At 55.9% G+C, this 17,254-nt stretch carries 11 protein-coding genes, 6 tRNA genes and 3 rRNA genes; all 20 read left to right on the forward strand.

Translation table 11 applies throughout. The features are described from left to right. The first annotated feature begins 90 nt into the window (after positions 1-90). The 20 genes from HU825_RS07695 to rpoB all read left to right on the forward strand — a co-directional run bounded on the left by HU825_RS07695 (position 91) and on the right by rpoB (position 17,195). Positions 91-1,627: ribosomal RNA gene (locus HU825_RS07695) — 16S ribosomal RNA — on the forward strand. 64 nt (positions 1,628-1,691) lie between these two features. Next, positions 1,692-1,768: transfer RNA gene (locus tag HU825_RS07700), tRNA-Ile, on the forward strand. A gap of 29 nt (positions 1,769-1,797) precedes the next feature. Then, positions 1,798-1,873: transfer RNA gene (locus tag HU825_RS07705), tRNA-Ala, on the forward strand. Positions 1,874-2,103: 230 nt separating this feature from the next. After that, positions 2,104-4,994, forward strand: a 23S ribosomal RNA gene (locus HU825_RS07710). A 129-nt stretch (positions 4,995-5,123) separates the two neighbouring features. Further along, a 5S ribosomal RNA gene (gene rrf / locus HU825_RS07715) occupies positions 5,124-5,239 on the forward strand. Together the 16S, 23S and 5S rRNA genes with 2 tRNA genes alongside form the textbook arrangement of a ribosomal RNA operon. Positions 5,240-5,359: 120 nt before the next feature. Then, positions 5,360-6,316, forward strand: a complete 957-nt coding sequence (gene birA / locus HU825_RS07720) for a bifunctional biotin--[acetyl-CoA-carboxylase] ligase/biotin operon repressor BirA (protein ID WP_054095365.1) — start codon at positions 5,360-5,362, stop codon at positions 6,314-6,316. Then, positions 6,313-7,050: a type III pantothenate kinase gene (locus HU825_RS07725; protein ID WP_081002811.1), complete on the forward strand. Its 738-nt coding sequence runs from the start codon at positions 6,313-6,315 to the stop codon at positions 7,048-7,050. Before birA ends, HU825_RS07725 begins: the two co-directional genes overlap by 4 nt. Positions 7,051-7,063: 13 nt before the next feature. Continuing rightward, positions 7,064-7,747: an SPOR domain-containing protein gene (locus HU825_RS07730; RefSeq protein ID WP_054095366.1), complete on the forward strand. Its 684-nt coding sequence runs from the start codon at positions 7,064-7,066 to the stop codon at positions 7,745-7,747. 131 nt (positions 7,748-7,878) lie between these two features. After that, positions 7,879-7,963 (forward strand) — tRNA-Tyr (locus HU825_RS07735). A 25-nt stretch (positions 7,964-7,988) separates the two neighbouring features. Continuing rightward, positions 7,989-8,062 (forward strand) — tRNA-Gly (locus HU825_RS07740). A gap of 24 nt (positions 8,063-8,086) precedes the next feature. Beyond that, positions 8,087-8,162: transfer RNA gene (locus tag HU825_RS07745), tRNA-Thr, on the forward strand. A gap of 85 nt (positions 8,163-8,247) precedes the next feature. Next, entirely contained in the window at positions 8,248-9,441 is a 1,194-nt protein-coding gene (gene tuf, locus HU825_RS07750) for an elongation factor Tu (RefSeq protein ID WP_138300984.1), read from the forward strand. 52 nt (positions 9,442-9,493) lie between these two features. Next, positions 9,494-9,569: transfer RNA gene (locus tag HU825_RS07755), tRNA-Trp, on the forward strand. 43 nt (positions 9,570-9,612) lie between these two features. Beyond that, positions 9,613-9,981, forward strand: a complete 369-nt coding sequence (secE, locus tag HU825_RS07760; RefSeq protein ID WP_043299531.1) for a preprotein translocase subunit SecE — start codon at positions 9,613-9,615, stop codon at positions 9,979-9,981. Positions 9,982-9,991: 10 nt separating this feature from the next. After that, complete coding sequence (gene nusG, locus HU825_RS07765) at positions 9,992-10,525, forward strand: transcription termination/antitermination protein NusG (protein WP_003291424.1); 534 nt, start codon at positions 9,992-9,994, stop codon at positions 10,523-10,525. Between the two features lie 110 nt (positions 10,526-10,635). Further along, positions 10,636-11,067: a 50S ribosomal protein L11 gene (gene rplK / locus HU825_RS07770; protein WP_054095360.1), complete on the forward strand. Its 432-nt coding sequence runs from the start codon at positions 10,636-10,638 to the stop codon at positions 11,065-11,067. Continuing rightward, the gene (rplA, locus tag HU825_RS07775; protein WP_043299529.1) at positions 11,067-11,762 is read left to right on the forward strand and encodes a 50S ribosomal protein L1; all 696 of its coding nucleotides are present in this window, start codon (positions 11,067-11,069) and stop codon (positions 11,760-11,762) included. The genes rplK and rplA overlap by 1 nt, the downstream gene beginning before the upstream one ends. A 204-nt stretch (positions 11,763-11,966) precedes the next feature. Continuing rightward, complete coding sequence (gene rplJ, locus HU825_RS07780) at positions 11,967-12,467, forward strand: 50S ribosomal protein L10 (RefSeq protein WP_043299528.1); 501 nt, start codon at positions 11,967-11,969, stop codon at positions 12,465-12,467. Positions 12,468-12,540: 73 nt separating this feature from the next. Continuing rightward, on the forward strand, positions 12,541-12,909 hold the full coding sequence (rplL, locus tag HU825_RS07785; protein ID WP_003297700.1) for a 50S ribosomal protein L7/L12: 369 nt from the start codon (positions 12,541-12,543) through the stop codon (positions 12,907-12,909). A gap of 215 nt (positions 12,910-13,124) precedes the next feature. Further along, positions 13,125-17,195 carry a DNA-directed RNA polymerase subunit beta gene (gene rpoB / locus HU825_RS07790; protein ID WP_043299527.1) on the forward strand — a complete coding sequence of 1,357 codons (4,071 nt, stop codon included), beginning with the start codon at positions 13,125-13,127 and terminating at the stop codon, positions 17,193-17,195. Positions 17,196-17,254: the final 59 nt, after the last annotated feature.

A 17,254-nucleotide genomic window follows, 5' to 3' on the forward strand; every position in this document is an offset into this window, starting at 1 on the left:
ACTCGTTAATTCGAGAGTTACTCTTTACTTGTAAAGAGATTTGCGATTGCTGAGCCAAGTTTAGGGTTTTCTCAAAACCCAAGCAGTATTGAACTGAAGAGTTTGATCATGGCTCAGATTGAACGCTGGCGGCAGGCCTAACACATGCAAGTCGAGCGGATGAGTGGAGCTTGCTCCATGATTCAGCGGCGGACGGGTGAGTAATGCCTAGGAATCTGCCTGGTAGTGGGGGACAACGTTTCGAAAGGAACGCTAATACCGCATACGTCCTACGGGAGAAAGTGGGGGATCTTCGGACCTCACGCTATCAGATGAGCCTAGGTCGGATTAGCTAGTTGGCGAGGTAAAGGCTCACCAAGGCGACGATCCGTAACTGGTCTGAGAGGATGATCAGTCACACTGGAACTGAGACACGGTCCAGACTCCTACGGGAGGCAGCAGTGGGGAATATTGGACAATGGGCGAAAGCCTGATCCAGCCATGCCGCGTGTGTGAAGAAGGTCTTCGGATTGTAAAGCACTTTAAGTTGGGAGGAAGGGCAGTAAGTTAATACCTTGCTGTTTTGACGTTACCGACAGAATAAGCACCGGCTAACTTCGTGCCAGCAGCCGCGGTAATACGAAGGGTGCAAGCGTTAATCGGAATTACTGGGCGTAAAGCGCGCGTAGGTGGTTCGTTAAGTTGGATGTGAAAGCCCCGGGCTCAACCTGGGAACTGCATCCAAAACTGGCGAGCTAGAGTATGGCAGAGGGTGGTGGAATTTCCTGTGTAGCGGTGAAATGCGTAGATATAGGAAGGAACACCAGTGGCGAAGGCGACCACCTGGGCTAATACTGACACTGAGGTGCGAAAGCGTGGGGAGCAAACAGGATTAGATACCCTGGTAGTCCACGCCGTAAACGATGTCGACTAGCCGTTGGGATCCTTGAGATCTTAGTGGCGCAGCTAACGCATTAAGTCGACCGCCTGGGGAGTACGGCCGCAAGGTTAAAACTCAAATGAATTGACGGGGGCCCGCACAAGCGGTGGAGCATGTGGTTTAATTCGAAGCAACGCGAAGAACCTTACCAGGCCTTGACATGCTGAGAACCTGCCAGAGATGGCGGGGTGCCTTCGGGAACTCAGACACAGGTGCTGCATGGCTGTCGTCAGCTCGTGTCGTGAGATGTTGGGTTAAGTCCCGTAACGAGCGCAACCCTTGTCCTTAGTTACCAGCACGTTATGGTGGGCACTCTAAGGAGACTGCCGGTGACAAACCGGAGGAAGGTGGGGATGACGTCAAGTCATCATGGCCCTTACGGCCTGGGCTACACACGTGCTACAATGGTCGGTACAAAGGGTTGCCAAGCCGCGAGGTGGAGCTAATCCCATAAAACCGATCGTAGTCCGGATCGCAGTCTGCAACTCGACTGCGTGAAGTCGGAATCGCTAGTAATCGTGAATCAGAATGTCACGGTGAATACGTTCCCGGGCCTTGTACACACCGCCCGTCACACCATGGGAGTGGGTTGCTCCAGAAGTAGCTAGTCTAACCTTCGGGGGGACGGTTACCACGGAGTGATTCATGACTGGGGTGAAGTCGTAACAAGGTAGCCGTAGGGGAACCTGCGGCTGGATCACCTCCTTAATCGAAGACATCAGCTTCTTCATAAGCTCCCACACGAATTGCTTGATTCATTGCGAAGACGATTGGGTCTGTAGCTCAGTTGGTTAGAGCGCACCCCTGATAAGGGTGAGGTCGGCAGTTCGAATCTGCCCAGACCCACCAATGTTATGGGGCGCAGGCTTCAAGACATTGGGGCCATAGCTCAGCTGGGAGAGCGCCTGCTTTGCACGCAGGAGGTCAGGAGTTCGATCCTCCTTGGCTCCACCACCACTCGTTAGAGTTCAGAAATGAACATTTGCAGGTTTTCTGTGGAATGTTGATTTCTGGTCTTTACCAGAATCGTTCTTTAAAAATTTGGGTATGTGATAGAAGTGACTGTTCGATCATTTTCACTGATGATCGGATAGCTCAAGGTAAAATTTGCGAATTCAAGCGCGAATTTTCGGCGAATGTCGTCTTCACGTTATAGACAGTAACCAGATTGCTTGGGGTTATATGGTCAAGTGAAGAAGCGCATACGGTGGATGCCTTGGCAGTCAGAGGCGATGAAAGACGTGGTAGCCTGCGAAAAGCTTCGGGGAGTCGGCAAACAGACTGTGATCCGGAGATGTCTGAATGGGGAAACCCACTGAGCACAAGCTCAGTATCTTGCACTGAATACATAGGTGTAAGAGGCGAACCAGGGGAACTGAAACATCTAAGTACCCTGAGGAAAAGAAATCAACCGAGATTCCCTTAGTAGTGGCGAGCGAACGGGGATTAGCCCTTAAGTTGATTTGAGATTAGCGGAACGCTCTGGAAAGTGCGGCCATAGTGGGTGATAGCCCTGTACGCGAAAGTCTCTTTTCAATGAAATCGAGTAGGACGGAGCACGAGAAACTTTGTCTGAATATGGGGGGACCATCCTCCAAGGCTAAATACTACTGACTGACCGATAGTGAACCAGTACCGTGAGGGAAAGGCGAAAAGAACCCCGGAGAGGGGAGTGAAATAGAACCTGAAACCGTATGCGTACAAGCAGTGGGAGCCTACTTTGTTAGGTGACTGCGTACCTTTTGTATAATGGGTCAGCGACTTATATTCAGTGGCGAGCTTAACCGAATAGGGGAGGCGTAGCGAAAGCGAGTCTTAATAGGGCGTTTAGTCGCTGGGTATAGACCCGAAACCGGGCGATCTATCCATGGGCAGGTTGAAGGTTAGGTAACACTGACTGGAGGACCGAACCGACTACCGTTGAAAAGTTAGCGGATGACCTGTGGATCGGAGTGAAAGGCTAATCAAGCTCGGAGATAGCTGGTTCTCCTCGAAAGCTATTTAGGTAGCGCCTCGTGTATCACTGCTGGGGGTAGAGCACTGTTTCGGCTAGGGGGTCATCCCGACTTACCAAACCGATGCAAACTCCGAATACCGGCAAGTGTCAGCACGGGAGACACACGGCGGGTGCTAACGTCCGTCGTGAAAAGGGAAACAACCCAGACCGTCAGCTAAGGTCCCAAAGTCATGGTTAAGTGGGAAACGATGTGGGAAGGCTTAGACAGCTAGGAGGTTGGCTTAGAAGCAGCCATCCTTTAAAGAAAGCGTAATAGCTCACTAGTCGAGTCGGCCTGCGCGGAAGATGTAACGGGGCTCAAACCATGCACCGAAGCTACGGGTTCAACGCAAGTTGAGCGGTAGAGGAGCGTTCTGTAAGCCTGTGAAGGTGAGTTGAGAAGCTTGCTGGAGGTATCAGAAGTGCGAATGCTGACATGAGTAACGACAATGCGAGTGAAAAACTCGCACGCCGAAAGACCAAGGGTTCCTGCGCAACGTTAATCGACGCAGGGTGAGTCGGTCCCTAAGGCGAGGCTGAAGAGCGTAGTCGATGGGAAACGGGTTAATATTCCCGTACTTCTAGTTACTGCGATGGGGGGACGGAGAAGGCTAGGCCAGCAAGGCGTTGGTTGTCCTTGTTTAAGGTGGTAGGCAGAGATCTTAGGTAAATCCGGGGTCTTAATGCCGAGAGCTGATGACGAGCTTTCTTTTAGAAAGCGAAGTGGTTGATGCCATGCTTCCAGGAAAAGCCTCTAAGCTTCAGGTAACTAGGAACCGTACCCCAAACCGACACAGGTGGTTGGGTAGAGAATACCAAGGCGCTTGAGAGAACTCGGGTGAAGGAACTAGGCAAAATGGCACCGTAACTTCGGGAGAAGGTGCGCCGGTGAGGGTGAATGATTTACTCAGTAAGCCCATGCCGGTCGAAGATACCAGGCCGCTGCGACTGTTTATTAAAAACACAGCACTCTGCAAACACGAAAGTGGACGTATAGGGTGTGACGCCTGCCCGGTGCCGGAAGGTTAATTGATGGGGTTAGCGCAAGCGAAGCTCTTGATCGAAGCCCCGGTAAACGGCGGCCGTAACTATAACGGTCCTAAGGTAGCGAAATTCCTTGTCGGGTAAGTTCCGACCTGCACGAATGGCGTAACGATGGCGGCGCTGTCTCCACCCGAGACTCAGTGAAATTGAAATCGCTGTGAAGATGCAGTGTATCCGCGGCTAGACGGAAAGACCCCGTGAACCTTTACTATAGCTTTGCACTGGACTTTGAATTTGCTTGTGTAGGATAGGTGGGAGGCTTTGAAGCGTGGACGCCAGTTCGCGTGGAGCCATCCTTGAAATACCACCCTGGCAACTTTGAGGTTCTAACTCTGGTCCGTTATCCGGATCGAGGACAGTGTATGGTGGGTAGTTTGACTGGGGCGGTCTCCTCCTAAAGAGTAACGGAGGAGTACGAAGGTGCGCTCAGACCGGTCGGAAATCGGTCGCAGAGTATAAAGGCAAAAGCGCGCTTGACTGCGAGACAGACACGTCGAGCAGGTACGAAAGTAGGTCTTAGTGATCCGGTGGTTCTGTATGGAAGGGCCATCGCTCAACGGATAAAAGGTACTCCGGGGATAACAGGCTGATACCGCCCAAGAGTTCATATCGACGGCGGTGTTTGGCACCTCGATGTCGGCTCATCACATCCTGGGGCTGAAGCCGGTCCCAAGGGTATGGCTGTTCGCCATTTAAAGTGGTACGCGAGCTGGGTTTAGAACGTCGTGAGACAGTTCGGTCCCTATCTGCCGTGGACGTTTGAGATTTGAGAGGGGCTGCTCCTAGTACGAGAGGACCGGAGTGGACGAACCTCTGGTGTTCCGGTTGTCACGCCAGTGGCACTGCCGGGTAGCTATGTTCGGAAGAGATAACCGCTGAAAGCATCTAAGCGGGAAACTCGCCTCAAGATGAGATCTCACTGGAGCCTTGAGCTCCCTGAAGGGCCGTCGAAGACTACGACGTTGATAGGCTGGGTGTGTAAGCGTTGTGAGGCGTTGAGCTAACCAGTACTAATTGCCCGTGAGGCTTGACCATATAACACCCAAACAATTTGGCTGTTAGACGGTAAGTCGACAAACAAACCGAAAATTTGCAAGAATTCGCGTTACCAGCATCACATACCCAATTCGCTGCAGCGGCTAAACCGAGGCAGCAACCGAATTGCTTGACGACCATAGAGCGTTGGAACCACCTGATCCCATCCCGAACTCAGTAGTGAAACGACGCATCGCCGATGGTAGTGTGGGGTCTCCCCATGTGAGAGTAGGTCATCGTCAAGCTTCTATCCCAAACCCCCGATCCGCTTGCGCGGTTCGGGGGTTTGTCTTTGCAGCTCGAAAAGCACGTTAGGCGATTGAGTGTTCTCTGGATATGATGCCGCTCTGTTGTGAGGGCTGGAAATGAATAAACTGCTGCAGTTGCTGGGGGACGGTCGTTTCCATTCGGGGCAAGAGCTAGGAGATGTATTGGGCGTCAGTCGAGGCTCTGTTTGGAAAAATATAGGGCGGATCGAGGAGGAATACGGTATCGATCTGTACCGCGTGCGGGGGCGCGGCTATCGTTTAGCTGAACCGCTGTCCTTGTTAGATGGCTCTGCGTTGCAGGGGCATTTGCTGTCACCGAAGTGGCCGCTATTTCTATATCCCAGTGTGGATTCAACAAACGCTGAAGCCTTGCGTTTGTTATCTGCCGGCGCGCAGCCGCCATTTGTCGTTCTGGCGGAAACTCAGAGGGCTGGGCGCGGGCGGCGTGGCCGAAAGTGGATTAGTCCAGTCGCCCAGAATCTTTATTACAGCTTGGCCTACAGAATTACGGGTGGCTTTCAGCAGCTCTCAGGGTTGAGTCTAGTTGCGGGGTTGGCAGTTATGGTTTCGTTGCGCAATCTCGGGGTGCGGCAAACTGGACTCAAATGGCCGAATGATGTTTATGCCGGGGGGAAGAAGCTGGCAGGCGTTTTGCTCGAATTGTCTGGAGATCCGGCAGATGTGTGCCACGTGGTTGTCGGCATTGGCATCAATGTGAATATGGTTTCTACCAAAGAGCAGATCGATCAGCCATGGACCTCGATTCGCGCGGAGCTTGGCCATTTGATTGATCGGAATTTGGTTGTGACCTGCCTGAGCGACATCTTACATAGGTATTTGCAGCGCCATACTGATTACGGCTTTGCTTCTATTCGGGAGGAATGGGAGCGCGAGCATATCTGGCAGGGGCGCGACTGTGTGTTAAGTACAGCCTCCCAGCAGGTGTATGGTCGGGTTGTTGGGATAGATGACATGGGGGGCTTGCGGTTGGAAGTGGAGGGGGTTGAAAAAAGCTTCAACAGCGGTGAGCTGAGCTTGAGGCTCGTCCCATGATTCTTGAGCTCGATTGTGGTAACAGTTTTATTAAGTGGCGCGTCCTAGACGCTGAAACTAACGATTCTCTGTCGGGGGGCGTCGCTGTTTCAGTTTCTGAATTGCTGCAGAGCGTTTCTGCATGTTCAAAACCGCTCGCCAGAGGACGCATGGTGAGTGTGCGAAGTGATGCGGAAACCAAACGGCTGTGCAGCAGTCTCGAGGGAGCATTGGGGGTACGGATCTCCTGTGCGCGGCCATCCAGAGAGCTAGGTGGCGTGGTTAATGGATATGACGATTATGCGCGCCTTGGATTGGATCGCTGGCTAGCAATTGTGGCGGCTTACAACATGGACGCTCGCGCCGCTCTAGTCCTTGATCTAGGAACAGCAGTGACGGCGGACCTTATAAGCGGTAGTGGCATCCATCTTGGTGGGTACATTGCTCCAGGTATGCCGCTGTTACGTCATCAGCTACAGACGCATACTCAGCGCGTTCGGTACGATCTCATAGAGGCGGTAAGCGCCGCGCAAGAGCTTGTCCCCGGACGCTCAACTGCTGAGGCGGTCGAGAGGGGGTGTCTATTGATGCTTCGGTCTTTTGTGAAGACTCAAATCGAGTGTGCCAGATCGACTTTTAGGGATGATGTCACTGTATTTGCGACTGGCGGGGACGCGGCCCTTATCATAGATATTCCAGCCGTGCGGCATATTCCAGATTTGGTGTTTCGTGGCTTAGCTATTGCTTGTCCCTAATCGCGAGGTGCGGATGCGCTGGTTGTTTTTGTTGCTGTTCACTTTGAATATTCTCTACTACGCATTTCAGCTTCAGCAGTCGCCCCTGCAGGCCAAGCAGGTTGCTCCCTCGTTGTCGTATGGTAGTGAGGTCGGCTCCAAAATAGCGTTGTTGAGCGAGTCGGCTCGGCTTCCCAACAAGCAGCCACAAATACTTCCAGAAAAAGATGTTACCTGCCTTTTTTTAGGGGGCTTTGATGATGAGGACACCGTTCGGGCGCTCGAGCAGCGCTTGCTGAGCCTAGATGTCCGGTCGAGCCTCCAGGTGATGGAGACAACCGTTGGCGTCGATTATTGGGTTTATTTGCCGCCGCTGGCTTCTCGCCAGGCATCGCTAAGGCAGTTGCGAGAATTGCAGTCGCGCAATATTGATGCCTATATCATTAGCGTCGGCGACCTCAGTAATGGCATATCGCTAGGTATTTTTTCTCGCCAGGATTCGGCGGAGGGGGTAGTGAGTCGCCTGGGGGCTGCTGGCTATGCGGCGCTTGTGCGCGAATTGCCTAGAGCGCACCGAACCCAATGGCTTCGTGTGGAGCCCGAGAGTCGTGAACTGTTGAGTGAGGCCTTGCTTGGGAGTCTGGTAGAGCAGATGCCTGCGATGAAGCACCAGCAGAAGTCTTGTGCAGGCGTTGCAAGCTCCGCGCTGTTTGAATAGAATGGCGCGCGCTTCGGGGGTGCTGAGTCGCAGCACTTTTGCAAGCGGACTGTCAGAAAGCTAACCTCAAGATTTATATGAGAAATCGCTTGACAGTAGGGTGGCAAGAAATGAAAATGCCGCCTCACTTTGGAGGGGTTCCCGAGCGGCCAAAGGGATCAGACTGTAAATCTGACGTCATAGACTTCGAAGGTTCGAATCCTTCCCCCTCCACCAGATTCAAGCGTAAGCCTCGGCTTAAGCGGGTATAGTTTAGTGGTAGAACCTCAGCCTTCCAAGCTGATGATGCGGGTTCGATTCCCGCTACCCGCTCCAGGTTTGAAGTTTGCGCAGTGCTTTGCTCATGTAGCTCAGCTGGTAGAGCACACCCTTGGTAAGGGTGAGGTCAGCGGTTCAAATCCGCTCATGAGCTCCAAATCGACAAAGGCAGATATGAGAATATCTGCCTTTGTTTTAATGGTGGCGTGACTAGCTCAATTCAACGATGGGAGACGGTCTCGATGGCTAAAGAGAAGTTCGAACGTAATAAACCGCACGTCAACGTCGGCACCATTGGTCACGTTGACCATGGCAAGACCACTCTGACTGCTGCGCTGACCCGTGTGTGCTCCGAAGTGTTCGGTTCCGCTCGTGTCGACTTCGACAAGATCGACAGCGCGCCGGAAGAGAAGGCTCGTGGTATCACCATCAACACCTCTCACGTGGAGTATGACTCCAACGTTCGTCACTACGCGCACGTTGACTGCCCGGGTCACGCCGACTACGTGAAGAACATGATCACCGGTGCTGCCCAGATGGACGGCGCGATCCTGGTTTGCTCCGCTGCTGACGGCCCCATGCCGCAGACTCGCGAGCACATCCTGCTGTCCCGTCAGGTTGGCGTTCCTTACATCGTCGTGTTCCTGAATAAGGCTGACATGGTCGATGACGCGGAGCTGCTGGAACTGGTCGAGATGGAAGTTCGCGACCTGCTGTCGACTTACGACTTCCCGGGTGACGACACTCCGATCATCGTTGGTTCGGCGCTGATGGCGCTGAATGGCGAAGACGAAAACGGGCTGGGCACCACCGCGGTCAAGAAGCTGGTCGAGACTCTGGATAGCTACATTCCGGAGCCGGTTCGTGCTATCGATAAGCCGTTCCTGATGCCGATCGAAGACGTGTTCTCGATCTCCGGTCGCGGTACCGTGGTGACCGGTCGTGTCGAGCGCGGCATCGTCAAGGTTCAGGAGGAAATCGAAGTGGTCGGTCTGCGTCCGACGCTGAAGACCACCTGCACCGGTGTGGAAATGTTCCGCAAGCTGCTGGACGAAGGTCGTGCTGGTGAGAACTGCGGCGTGCTGCTGCGTGGCACCAAGCGTGATGAGGTCGAGCGTGGCCAGGTTCTGGCCAAGCCGGGCACCATCAAGCCGCACACCAAGTTCGAAGCCGAAGTGTACGTGCTGTCCAAGGAAGAAGGTGGTCGTCACACTCCGTTCTTCAAGGGCTACCGTCCGCAGTTCTACTTCCGTACCACCGACGTGACCGGTTCGTGCGAGCTGCCGGAAGGTGTTGAGATGGTGATGCCGGGCGACAACGTGAAGATGGTTGTTACCCTGATCAAGCCGATCGCCATGGAAGACGGCCTGCGCTTCGCGATTCGCGAAGGTGGTCGTACCGTTGGCGCTGGCGTGGTTGCCAAGATCGTCGAATAAACGATTGATCTGTCTGTAGCAGGTCGGCATAATAGTCGGCCTGACTCTTTCTAGGCCAGTAGCTCAATTGGCAGAGCGGCGGTCTCCAAAACCGCAGGTTGGGGGTTCGATTCCCTCCTGGCCTGCCAAATTCGACGTCGGATTTGGCAATCTTTTGCAAGGTTCTAGCAGATGAATATCAAAGCTGAAGCCAAAGACACGCGCTTCGATCTGGTGAAGTGGCTTGTTGTGGCTGCTTTGGTGGTCGTTGCCGTCGTTGGTAATCAATATTACTCCGCTGAGCCGATTCTTTACCGGGTGTTGGCATTGCTGGTCGTTGCCGCGGTTGCAGGCTTGGTCGCTTTGCAGACAGTCAAGGGGCAGGCCTTCTTCGTTTTGCTGAAGGAGGCTCGTGTCGAAATTCGGAAAGTTGTTTGGCCGACTCGCCAGGAAACTACCCAGACCACCTTGATCGTGGTTGCGGTGGTTCTGGTTATGGCGTTGCTGTTGTGGGGTTTGGATTCCTTGCTCGGCTGGCTGGTTTCCATGATCGTAGGTTAAAGGATTTCTCGTGGCTAAGCGTTGGTATGTTGTGCATGCTTACTCGGGTTACGAGAAGCATGTGATGCGCTCCCTGATTGAGCGTGTGAAGCTTGCTGGCATGGAAGAGGACTTTGGCGAGATCCTGGTTCCGACCGAGGAAGTGGTCGAAATGCGAAACGGCCAGAAGCGTAAGAGTGAGCGCAAATTCTTCCCGGGTTATGTGCTGGTTCAGATGGAAATGAACGAAGGTACATGGCACTTGGTCAAGGATACTCCTCGTGTCATGGGCTTTATCGGTGGTACCGCTGATAAGCCTGCACCCATCACCGACAAGGAGGCTGAGGCTATTCTGCGTCGGGTCGCCGATAGTGGTGACAAGCCGAAGCCGAAAACGCTGTTCGAGCCGGGCGAGGTCGTGCGTGTTGCGGATGGTCCTTTCGCTGACTTTAATGGCGTAGTGGAAGAGGTTAATTACGAAAAGAGCCGCATTCAGGTTGCTGTGCTCATTTTCGGTCGCTCTACTCCCGTAGAGCTGGAGTTCAGCCAGGTCGAGAAGGTCTAGCTGAAAGAATCCCATACCCCGCAGCTGTTGGCTGCGGGGTTTTGTCGTCACTGGGATAAACAAGTCGCATGGGGGAGCCGCAAGGCGCTATCACCCGTAACGGAGTATTTATGGCTAAGAAAATTCAAGCTTATATCAAGCTTCAGGTAAAGGCCGGTCAGGCCAATCCGTCGCCGCCGGTAGGCCCTGCGCTGGGTCAGCATGGCGTGAACATTATGGAGTTCTGCAAGGCGTTCAACGCCCGTACCCAGGGCCAAGAGCCTGGACTGCCGACTCCGGTGATCATCACTGTATACAGTGATCGCAGCTTTACGTTCGAAACCAAGAGCACTCCGGCTGCTGTTCTGCTGAAGAAGGCCGCCGGCGTGGCCAGCGGTTCTGCGCGTCCCAACACCCAGAAAGTCGGTACCGTGACTCGTGCACAGCTGGAAGAGATCGCGAAAACCAAGAACGCCGATCTGACCGCTGCTGATCTTGAAGCCGCTGTGCGTACCATCGCTGGCTCTGCCCGCAGCATGGGCCTGAACGTGGAGGGTATGTAATGGCTAAGTTGACCAAGCGCCAGAAGGCCATCGCCGAGAAGGTCGAGGCCGGCAAGCAGTACGCTTTTGAAGATGCTGCCAAGCTGTTGTCCGAGCTGTCCGCGGTGAAATTCACCGAATCCTTCGATATTGCCATCAACCTTGGCGTTGATCCGCGCAAATCCGATCAGGTCGTACGCGGTGCTACTGTCCTGCCGAACGGCACCGGCAAGACTGTTCGCGTGGCTGTATTCACCCAGGGTCCCGGCGCTGAAGCTGCTCTGGCCGCCGGGGCTGATCGCGTCGGTATGGACGAGCTTGCCGCCGAAATGAAAGGCGGCGATCTGAACTATGACGTCGTCATCGCTTCGCCCGATGCCATGCGTGTCGTTGGTCAGTTGGGTCAGGTGCTCGGTCCGCGTGGCCTGATGCCGAACCCGAAAGTCGGCACCGTTACTGCTGATGTCGCCACTGCGGTCAAAAATGCCAAGGCTGGTCAGGTGCGCTTCCGTACCGACAAGAACGGCATTATCCATACCTCCGTTGGCAAGGTTGGGTTTGAAGCTGGCCAGCTGAAGCAGAACGTCGAGGCGTTGCTCTCCGACCTGAAGCGTCTGAAGCCCTCTACTTCCAAAGGTATCTACGTCAAGCGCGTGACCCTGAGCACCACCATGGGTCCGGGCCTGGTCATCGATCAGGCTTCCCTCGAGGCGTGAGGCAATACGACCCCGCTGCGGCAGGGTCGGCAAGATTGGGGTCCCTGCCTGGCGGGGGCTATCCAAGACCGTAGGCGGCGTAAGCCTTAAACCGAAGGAGTGATCCTTCAGCCTACGCAGAGGTGCTCCCGATTCGTACCGAATCAGACACCAAAACCCGTCCGGTTTCGACCGGATGAACCGGTAACATCCAGGAGTAAACCCGTGGCAATCAAACTCGAAGACAAGAAGGCCATCGTCGCTGAAGTCAACGAGGCTGCCAATGCTGCCCTGTCCGCTGTCGTGGCTGATGCCCGTGGCGTGACCGTGGGGGCCATGACCGGACTCCGTAAAGAGGCCCGCGAAGCTGGCGTTTACGTGCGTGTCGTACGTAATACCCTGCTCAAGCGCGCCGTTGAAGGCACTCAGTTTGACGTGCTCAACGACGTGTTCAAAGGCCCGACCCTGATTGCATTCTCCAACGAACATCCGGGCGCTGCCGCTCGTATCTTCAAGGAGTTTGCCAAGGGTCAGGACAAGTTCGAGATCAAGGCCGCTGCGTTCGAGGGTCAGTTCCTCGCAGCCAATCAGATCGATGTACTGGCAACCCTGCCGACCTACGACGAAGCCATTTCGCAGCTGATGAGCGTGATTCAAGGCGCTACCAGCAAGCTGGCTCGTACTTTGGCGGCCATTCGCGACCAGAAGGAAGCCGCTGCTGCCTAAGGCAAGCTGCGCTTTCGACTTCTTAATGAATTAGATGGCCGCAGGCCGTCACCTCAATACAGGAATTAGAGTCATGGCTCTGACCAACGAAGACATCATCAACGCCGTTTCCGAAATGTCCGTGATGCAGGTTGTTGAACTGATCAAGGCAATGGAAGAAAAGTTCGGTGTTACCGCTGCCGCCGCTACCGTCGCTGCTGCTGGCCCGGCGGCTGCCGCTGTCGAAGAGCAGACCGAGTTCACCATCGTTCTGGCCGAAGCTGGCGACAAGAAAGTGAACGTTATCAAGGCTGTTCGCGAGCTGACCGGCCTGGGCCTGAAAGAAGCCAAGGCTGTCGTTGACGGCGCCCCGGGCGTGGTCAAGGAAGGCGTTTCCAAAGAGGAAGCCGAAGCTGCCAAGAAGGCTCTGGAAGAAGCTGGCGCCAAAGTCGAGCTTAAGTAAGCGACGACCTTGCGTCTACAGCCGAAGCGCTCCGCGCAAGGCTGACGGCTGGTGGCTCTTGCCACCGGCCTTTTTCCGTTCTGAAAGACTGGCGATGAGCTGTCTTTCGCGGAAAGAGCCACCCCGCCGGGTGGAGCGAATCAAGGGTTCGCAAGATTTTCTGGCAGCTCCCGTCGGGAGAGGCCACAAGCAGGTGACCAAGCTGGGGAACGCTGATGGCTTACTCATACACTGAGAAAAAACGTATCCGCAAGGACTTTAGCAAGTTACCGCACGTGATGGACGTGCCGTATCTTTTGGCCATCCAGCTGGATTCGTATCGCGAATTCCTGCAGGCGGGAGCGACCAAAGATCAGTTCCGCGACATTGGCTTGCATGCAGCCTTCAAATCCGTTTTCCCGATTATCAGCTACTCCGGCAATGCAGCGCTGGAGTATGTCGGCTACCGTCTCGGCGAGCCGGCTTTCGACGTCAAGGAATGCGTGTTGCGCGGTGTGACCTTCGCGGTTCCGCTGCGGGTCAAGGTGCGCCTGATCATTTTCGACAAGGAGTCGTCGAACAAGGCCATCAAGGACATCAAGGAGCAGGAAGTCTACATGGGGGAGATCCCCCTGATGACCGAGAACGGTACCTTCATCATCAACGGTACCGAGCGCGTTATCGTTTCCCAGCTGCACCGCTCGCCGGGTGTGTTCTTCGATCACGACCGTGGCAAGACCCACAGCTCCGGCAAGCTGCTGTACTCCGCGCGGATCATTCCCTACCGCGGTTCCTGGTTGGACTTCGAGTTCGATCCGAAGGACGCCGTGTTCGTGCGTATCGACCGTCGCCGCAAGCTGCCGGCCTCCGTACTGCTGCGTGCATTGAACTACAGCACCGAGGAAATCCTCGATGCGTTCTATGACACCAACGTCTTCCATGTGAAGGGCGAGACCCTTGCGCTCGAACTGGTCCCGCAGCGTCTGCGCGGCGAGATCGCTTCCTTCGATATCAAGGATGAAAGCGGTAAGGTCATCGTCGAGCAGGGTCGTCGCATTACTGCGCGTCACATCAATCAGCTCGACAAGTCCGGCATCAAGGAACTTGAGATGCCGATGGACTATGTGCTGGGCCGTACGGTAGCCAAGGCAGTTGTGCATCCGGCCACCGGCGAGATCATCGCCGAGTGCAATACCGAGCTGACCGTCGATGTCATGGCGAAGATCGTCAAGGCCCAGGTGGTGCGTTTCGAAACGCTGTACACCAACGATATCGACTGTGGCCCGTTCATTTCCGACACGCTGAAGATCGACTCGACCACCAATCAGCTGGAAGCGCTGGTCGAGATCTACCGCATGATGCGTCCTGGCGAGCCGCCAACCAAGGATGCCGCCGAGACCCTGTTCAACAACCTGTTCTTCGCGTCCGAACGCTACGACCTGTCTGCCGTCGGTCGGATGAAGTTCAACCGTCGTATCGGTCGTACCGAGATCGAAGGCTCCGGTGTACTCAGCCGCGAAGATATCGTCGCGGTGCTCAAGACCCTGGTCGATATCCGTAACGGCAAGGGTATCGTCGATGACATCGACCACCTGGGTAACCGTCGTGTGCGTTGCGTCGGCGAGATGGCCGAGAACCAGTTCCGCGTCGGTTTGGTGCGCGTCGAGCGTGCGGTCAAAGAACGTCTGTCGATGGCCGAAAGCGAAGGCCTGATGCCGCAGGATCTGATCAACGCCAAGCCGGTCGCGGCGGCGGTGAAGGAATTCTTCGGTTCCAGCCAGCTGTCGCAGTTCATGGACCAGAACAACCCGCTCTCGGAGATCACCCACAAGCGCCGCGTCTCCGCGCTCGGCCCAGGCGGTCTGACCCGTGAGCGTGCCGGCTTCGAAGTGCGTGACGTGCACCCGACTCACTACGGTCGCGTTTGCCCGATCGAAACCCCTGAAGGTCCGAACATCGGTCTGATCAACTCGCTGGCCGCCTACGCCCGCACCAACCAGTACGGTTTCCTGGAAAGCCCGTACCGTGTGGTCAAGGAGGGCGAAGTCACCGACGAGATCGTGTTCCTCTCGGCCATCGAAGAGGCTGACCACGTGATCGCCCAGGCCAGCGCCAAGCTGGATGGCCGCAAGCTGGTCGACGAACTGGTTGCCGTGCGTCATCTGAACGAATTCACCGTCAAGGCGCCGGAAGACGTCACGCTGATGGACGTATCGCCGAAGCAGGTGGTTTCCGTCGCCGCATCGCTGATCCCGTTCCTTGAGCACGACGACGCCAACCGCGCCCTCATGGGCTCCAACATGCAGCGTCAGGCCGTACCGACTCTGCGTTCGGACAAGCCGCTGGTGGGTACCGGGATGGAGCGCAACGTGGCGCGCGACTCCGGCGTCTGCGTGGTCGCCCGTCGGGGTGGCGTGATCGATTCGGTCGACGCCAGCCGTATCGTCGTGCGTGTGCATGACGCAGAAGTCGAGACGGGCGAAGCCGGTGTCGACATCTACAACCTGACCAAATACACCCGCTCCAACCAGAACACCTGCATCAACCAGCGCCCGCTGGTCAGCAAGGGTGATGTGGTCGAGCGTGGCGACATCATGGCTGACGGTCCGTCCACCGACATGGGCGAGCTGGCTCTGGGGCAGAACATGCGCGTCGCGTTCATGCCCTGGAACGGCTACAACTTCGAGGACTCCATCCTCCTGTCGGAGCGTGTGGTTCAGGAAGACCGTTTCACCACCATCCACATTCAGGAACTCACCTGCGTATCGCGTGATACCAAACTCGGCCCAGAGGAGATCACAGCGGACATCCCCAACGTGGGCGAGGCTGCGCTGAACAAGCTGGATGAGGCGGGCATCGTCTATGTCGGTGCCGAAGTCGGCCCGGGTGACATTCTGGTGGGCAAGGTCACGCCGAAAGGCGAGACCCAACTGACCCCGGAAGAGAAACTGCTGCGCGCGATCTTCGGTGAGAAGGCCAGCGACGTTAAGGACACCTCCCTGCGCGTGCCGACCGGCACCAAGGGCACTGTCATCGACGTGCAAGTGTTCATCCGTGACGGCGTGGAGCGCGACTCCCGTGCCCTGGCTATCGAGAAGATGCAGCTCGACGAGATCCGCAAGGACCTCAACGAGGAGTTCCGTATCGTCGAAGGTGCTACCTTCGAGCGCCTGCGCTCGGCTCTGGTGGGCGCGACTGCTGAAGGCGGCGCTGGCCTGAAGAAAGGTGCTGTCATCACTGACGAGATCCTTGATGGGCTGGAGCATGGGCAGTGGTTCAAGCTGCGTATGGCTGAAGATGCGCTGAACGAGCAGTTGGAGAAGGCTCAGGCCTATCTGTCCGATCGTCGTCAGCTGCTCGACGACAAGTTTGAAGACAAGAAGCGCAAGCTGCAGCAAGGCGATGACCTGGCGCCGGGCGTGCTGAAGATCGTCAAGGTCTACCTGGCGATCAAGCGCCGTATCCAGCCGGGCGACAAGATGGCCGGTCGTCACGGTAACAAGGGTGTGGTCTCGGTGATCATGCCGGTCGAAGACATGCCGCATGACGCCAACGGCACGCCGGTCGACATCGTGCTCAACCCGCTGGGTGTGCCGTCGCGTATGAACGTCGGTCAGATCCTCGAAACCCACCTGGGCCTCGCGGCCAAGGGACTGGGTGAGAAGATCAACCTGATGCTGGAAGAACAGCGCAAGGTTGCCGAGCTGCGCAAGTTCCTGCACGAGATCTACAACGAGATCGGCGGGCGTCAGGAAAGCCTGGACGAGCTGAGCGATCAGGAAGTGCTGGATCTGGCTAACAACCTGCGCAAGGGCGTGCCGATGGCCACGCCGGTGTTCGACGGTGCCAAGGAGCGCGAGATCAAGGCCATGCTGAAGCTGGCCGATCTGCCGGAAAGTGGTCAGATGCAGCTGTTCGATGGTCGTACCGGCAACAAGTTCGAGCGCACCACCACGGTCGGCTACATGTACATGCTCAAGCTGAACCACCTGGTCGACGACAAGATGCACGCGCGTTCCACCGGTTCCTACAGCCTGGTTACCCAGCAGCCGCTGGGTGGTAAGGCGCAGTTCGGTGGTCAGCGCTTCGGGGAAATGGAGGTCTGGGCGCTGGAAGCCTACGGCGCCGCGTATACCCTGCAGGAAATGCTCACGGTCAAGTCGGACGACGTGAACGGGCGGACCAAGATGTACAAGAACATCGTGGACGGCGATCACCGCATGGAGGCCGGCATGCCGGAATCCTTCAACGTGCTGATCAAAGAAATCCGCTCGCTCGGTATCGATATCGATCTGGAAACCGAATAACCACGCACCGCCTACGCGGCGCCGGCGAGAGCCGGCTGCCGCAGGTCCGTGAGGAGGAA

This window comes from Pseudomonas phenolilytica (assembly GCF_021432765.1).
Taxonomy (GTDB): domain Bacteria; phylum Pseudomonadota; class Gammaproteobacteria; order Pseudomonadales; family Pseudomonadaceae; genus Stutzerimonas; species Stutzerimonas phenolilytica.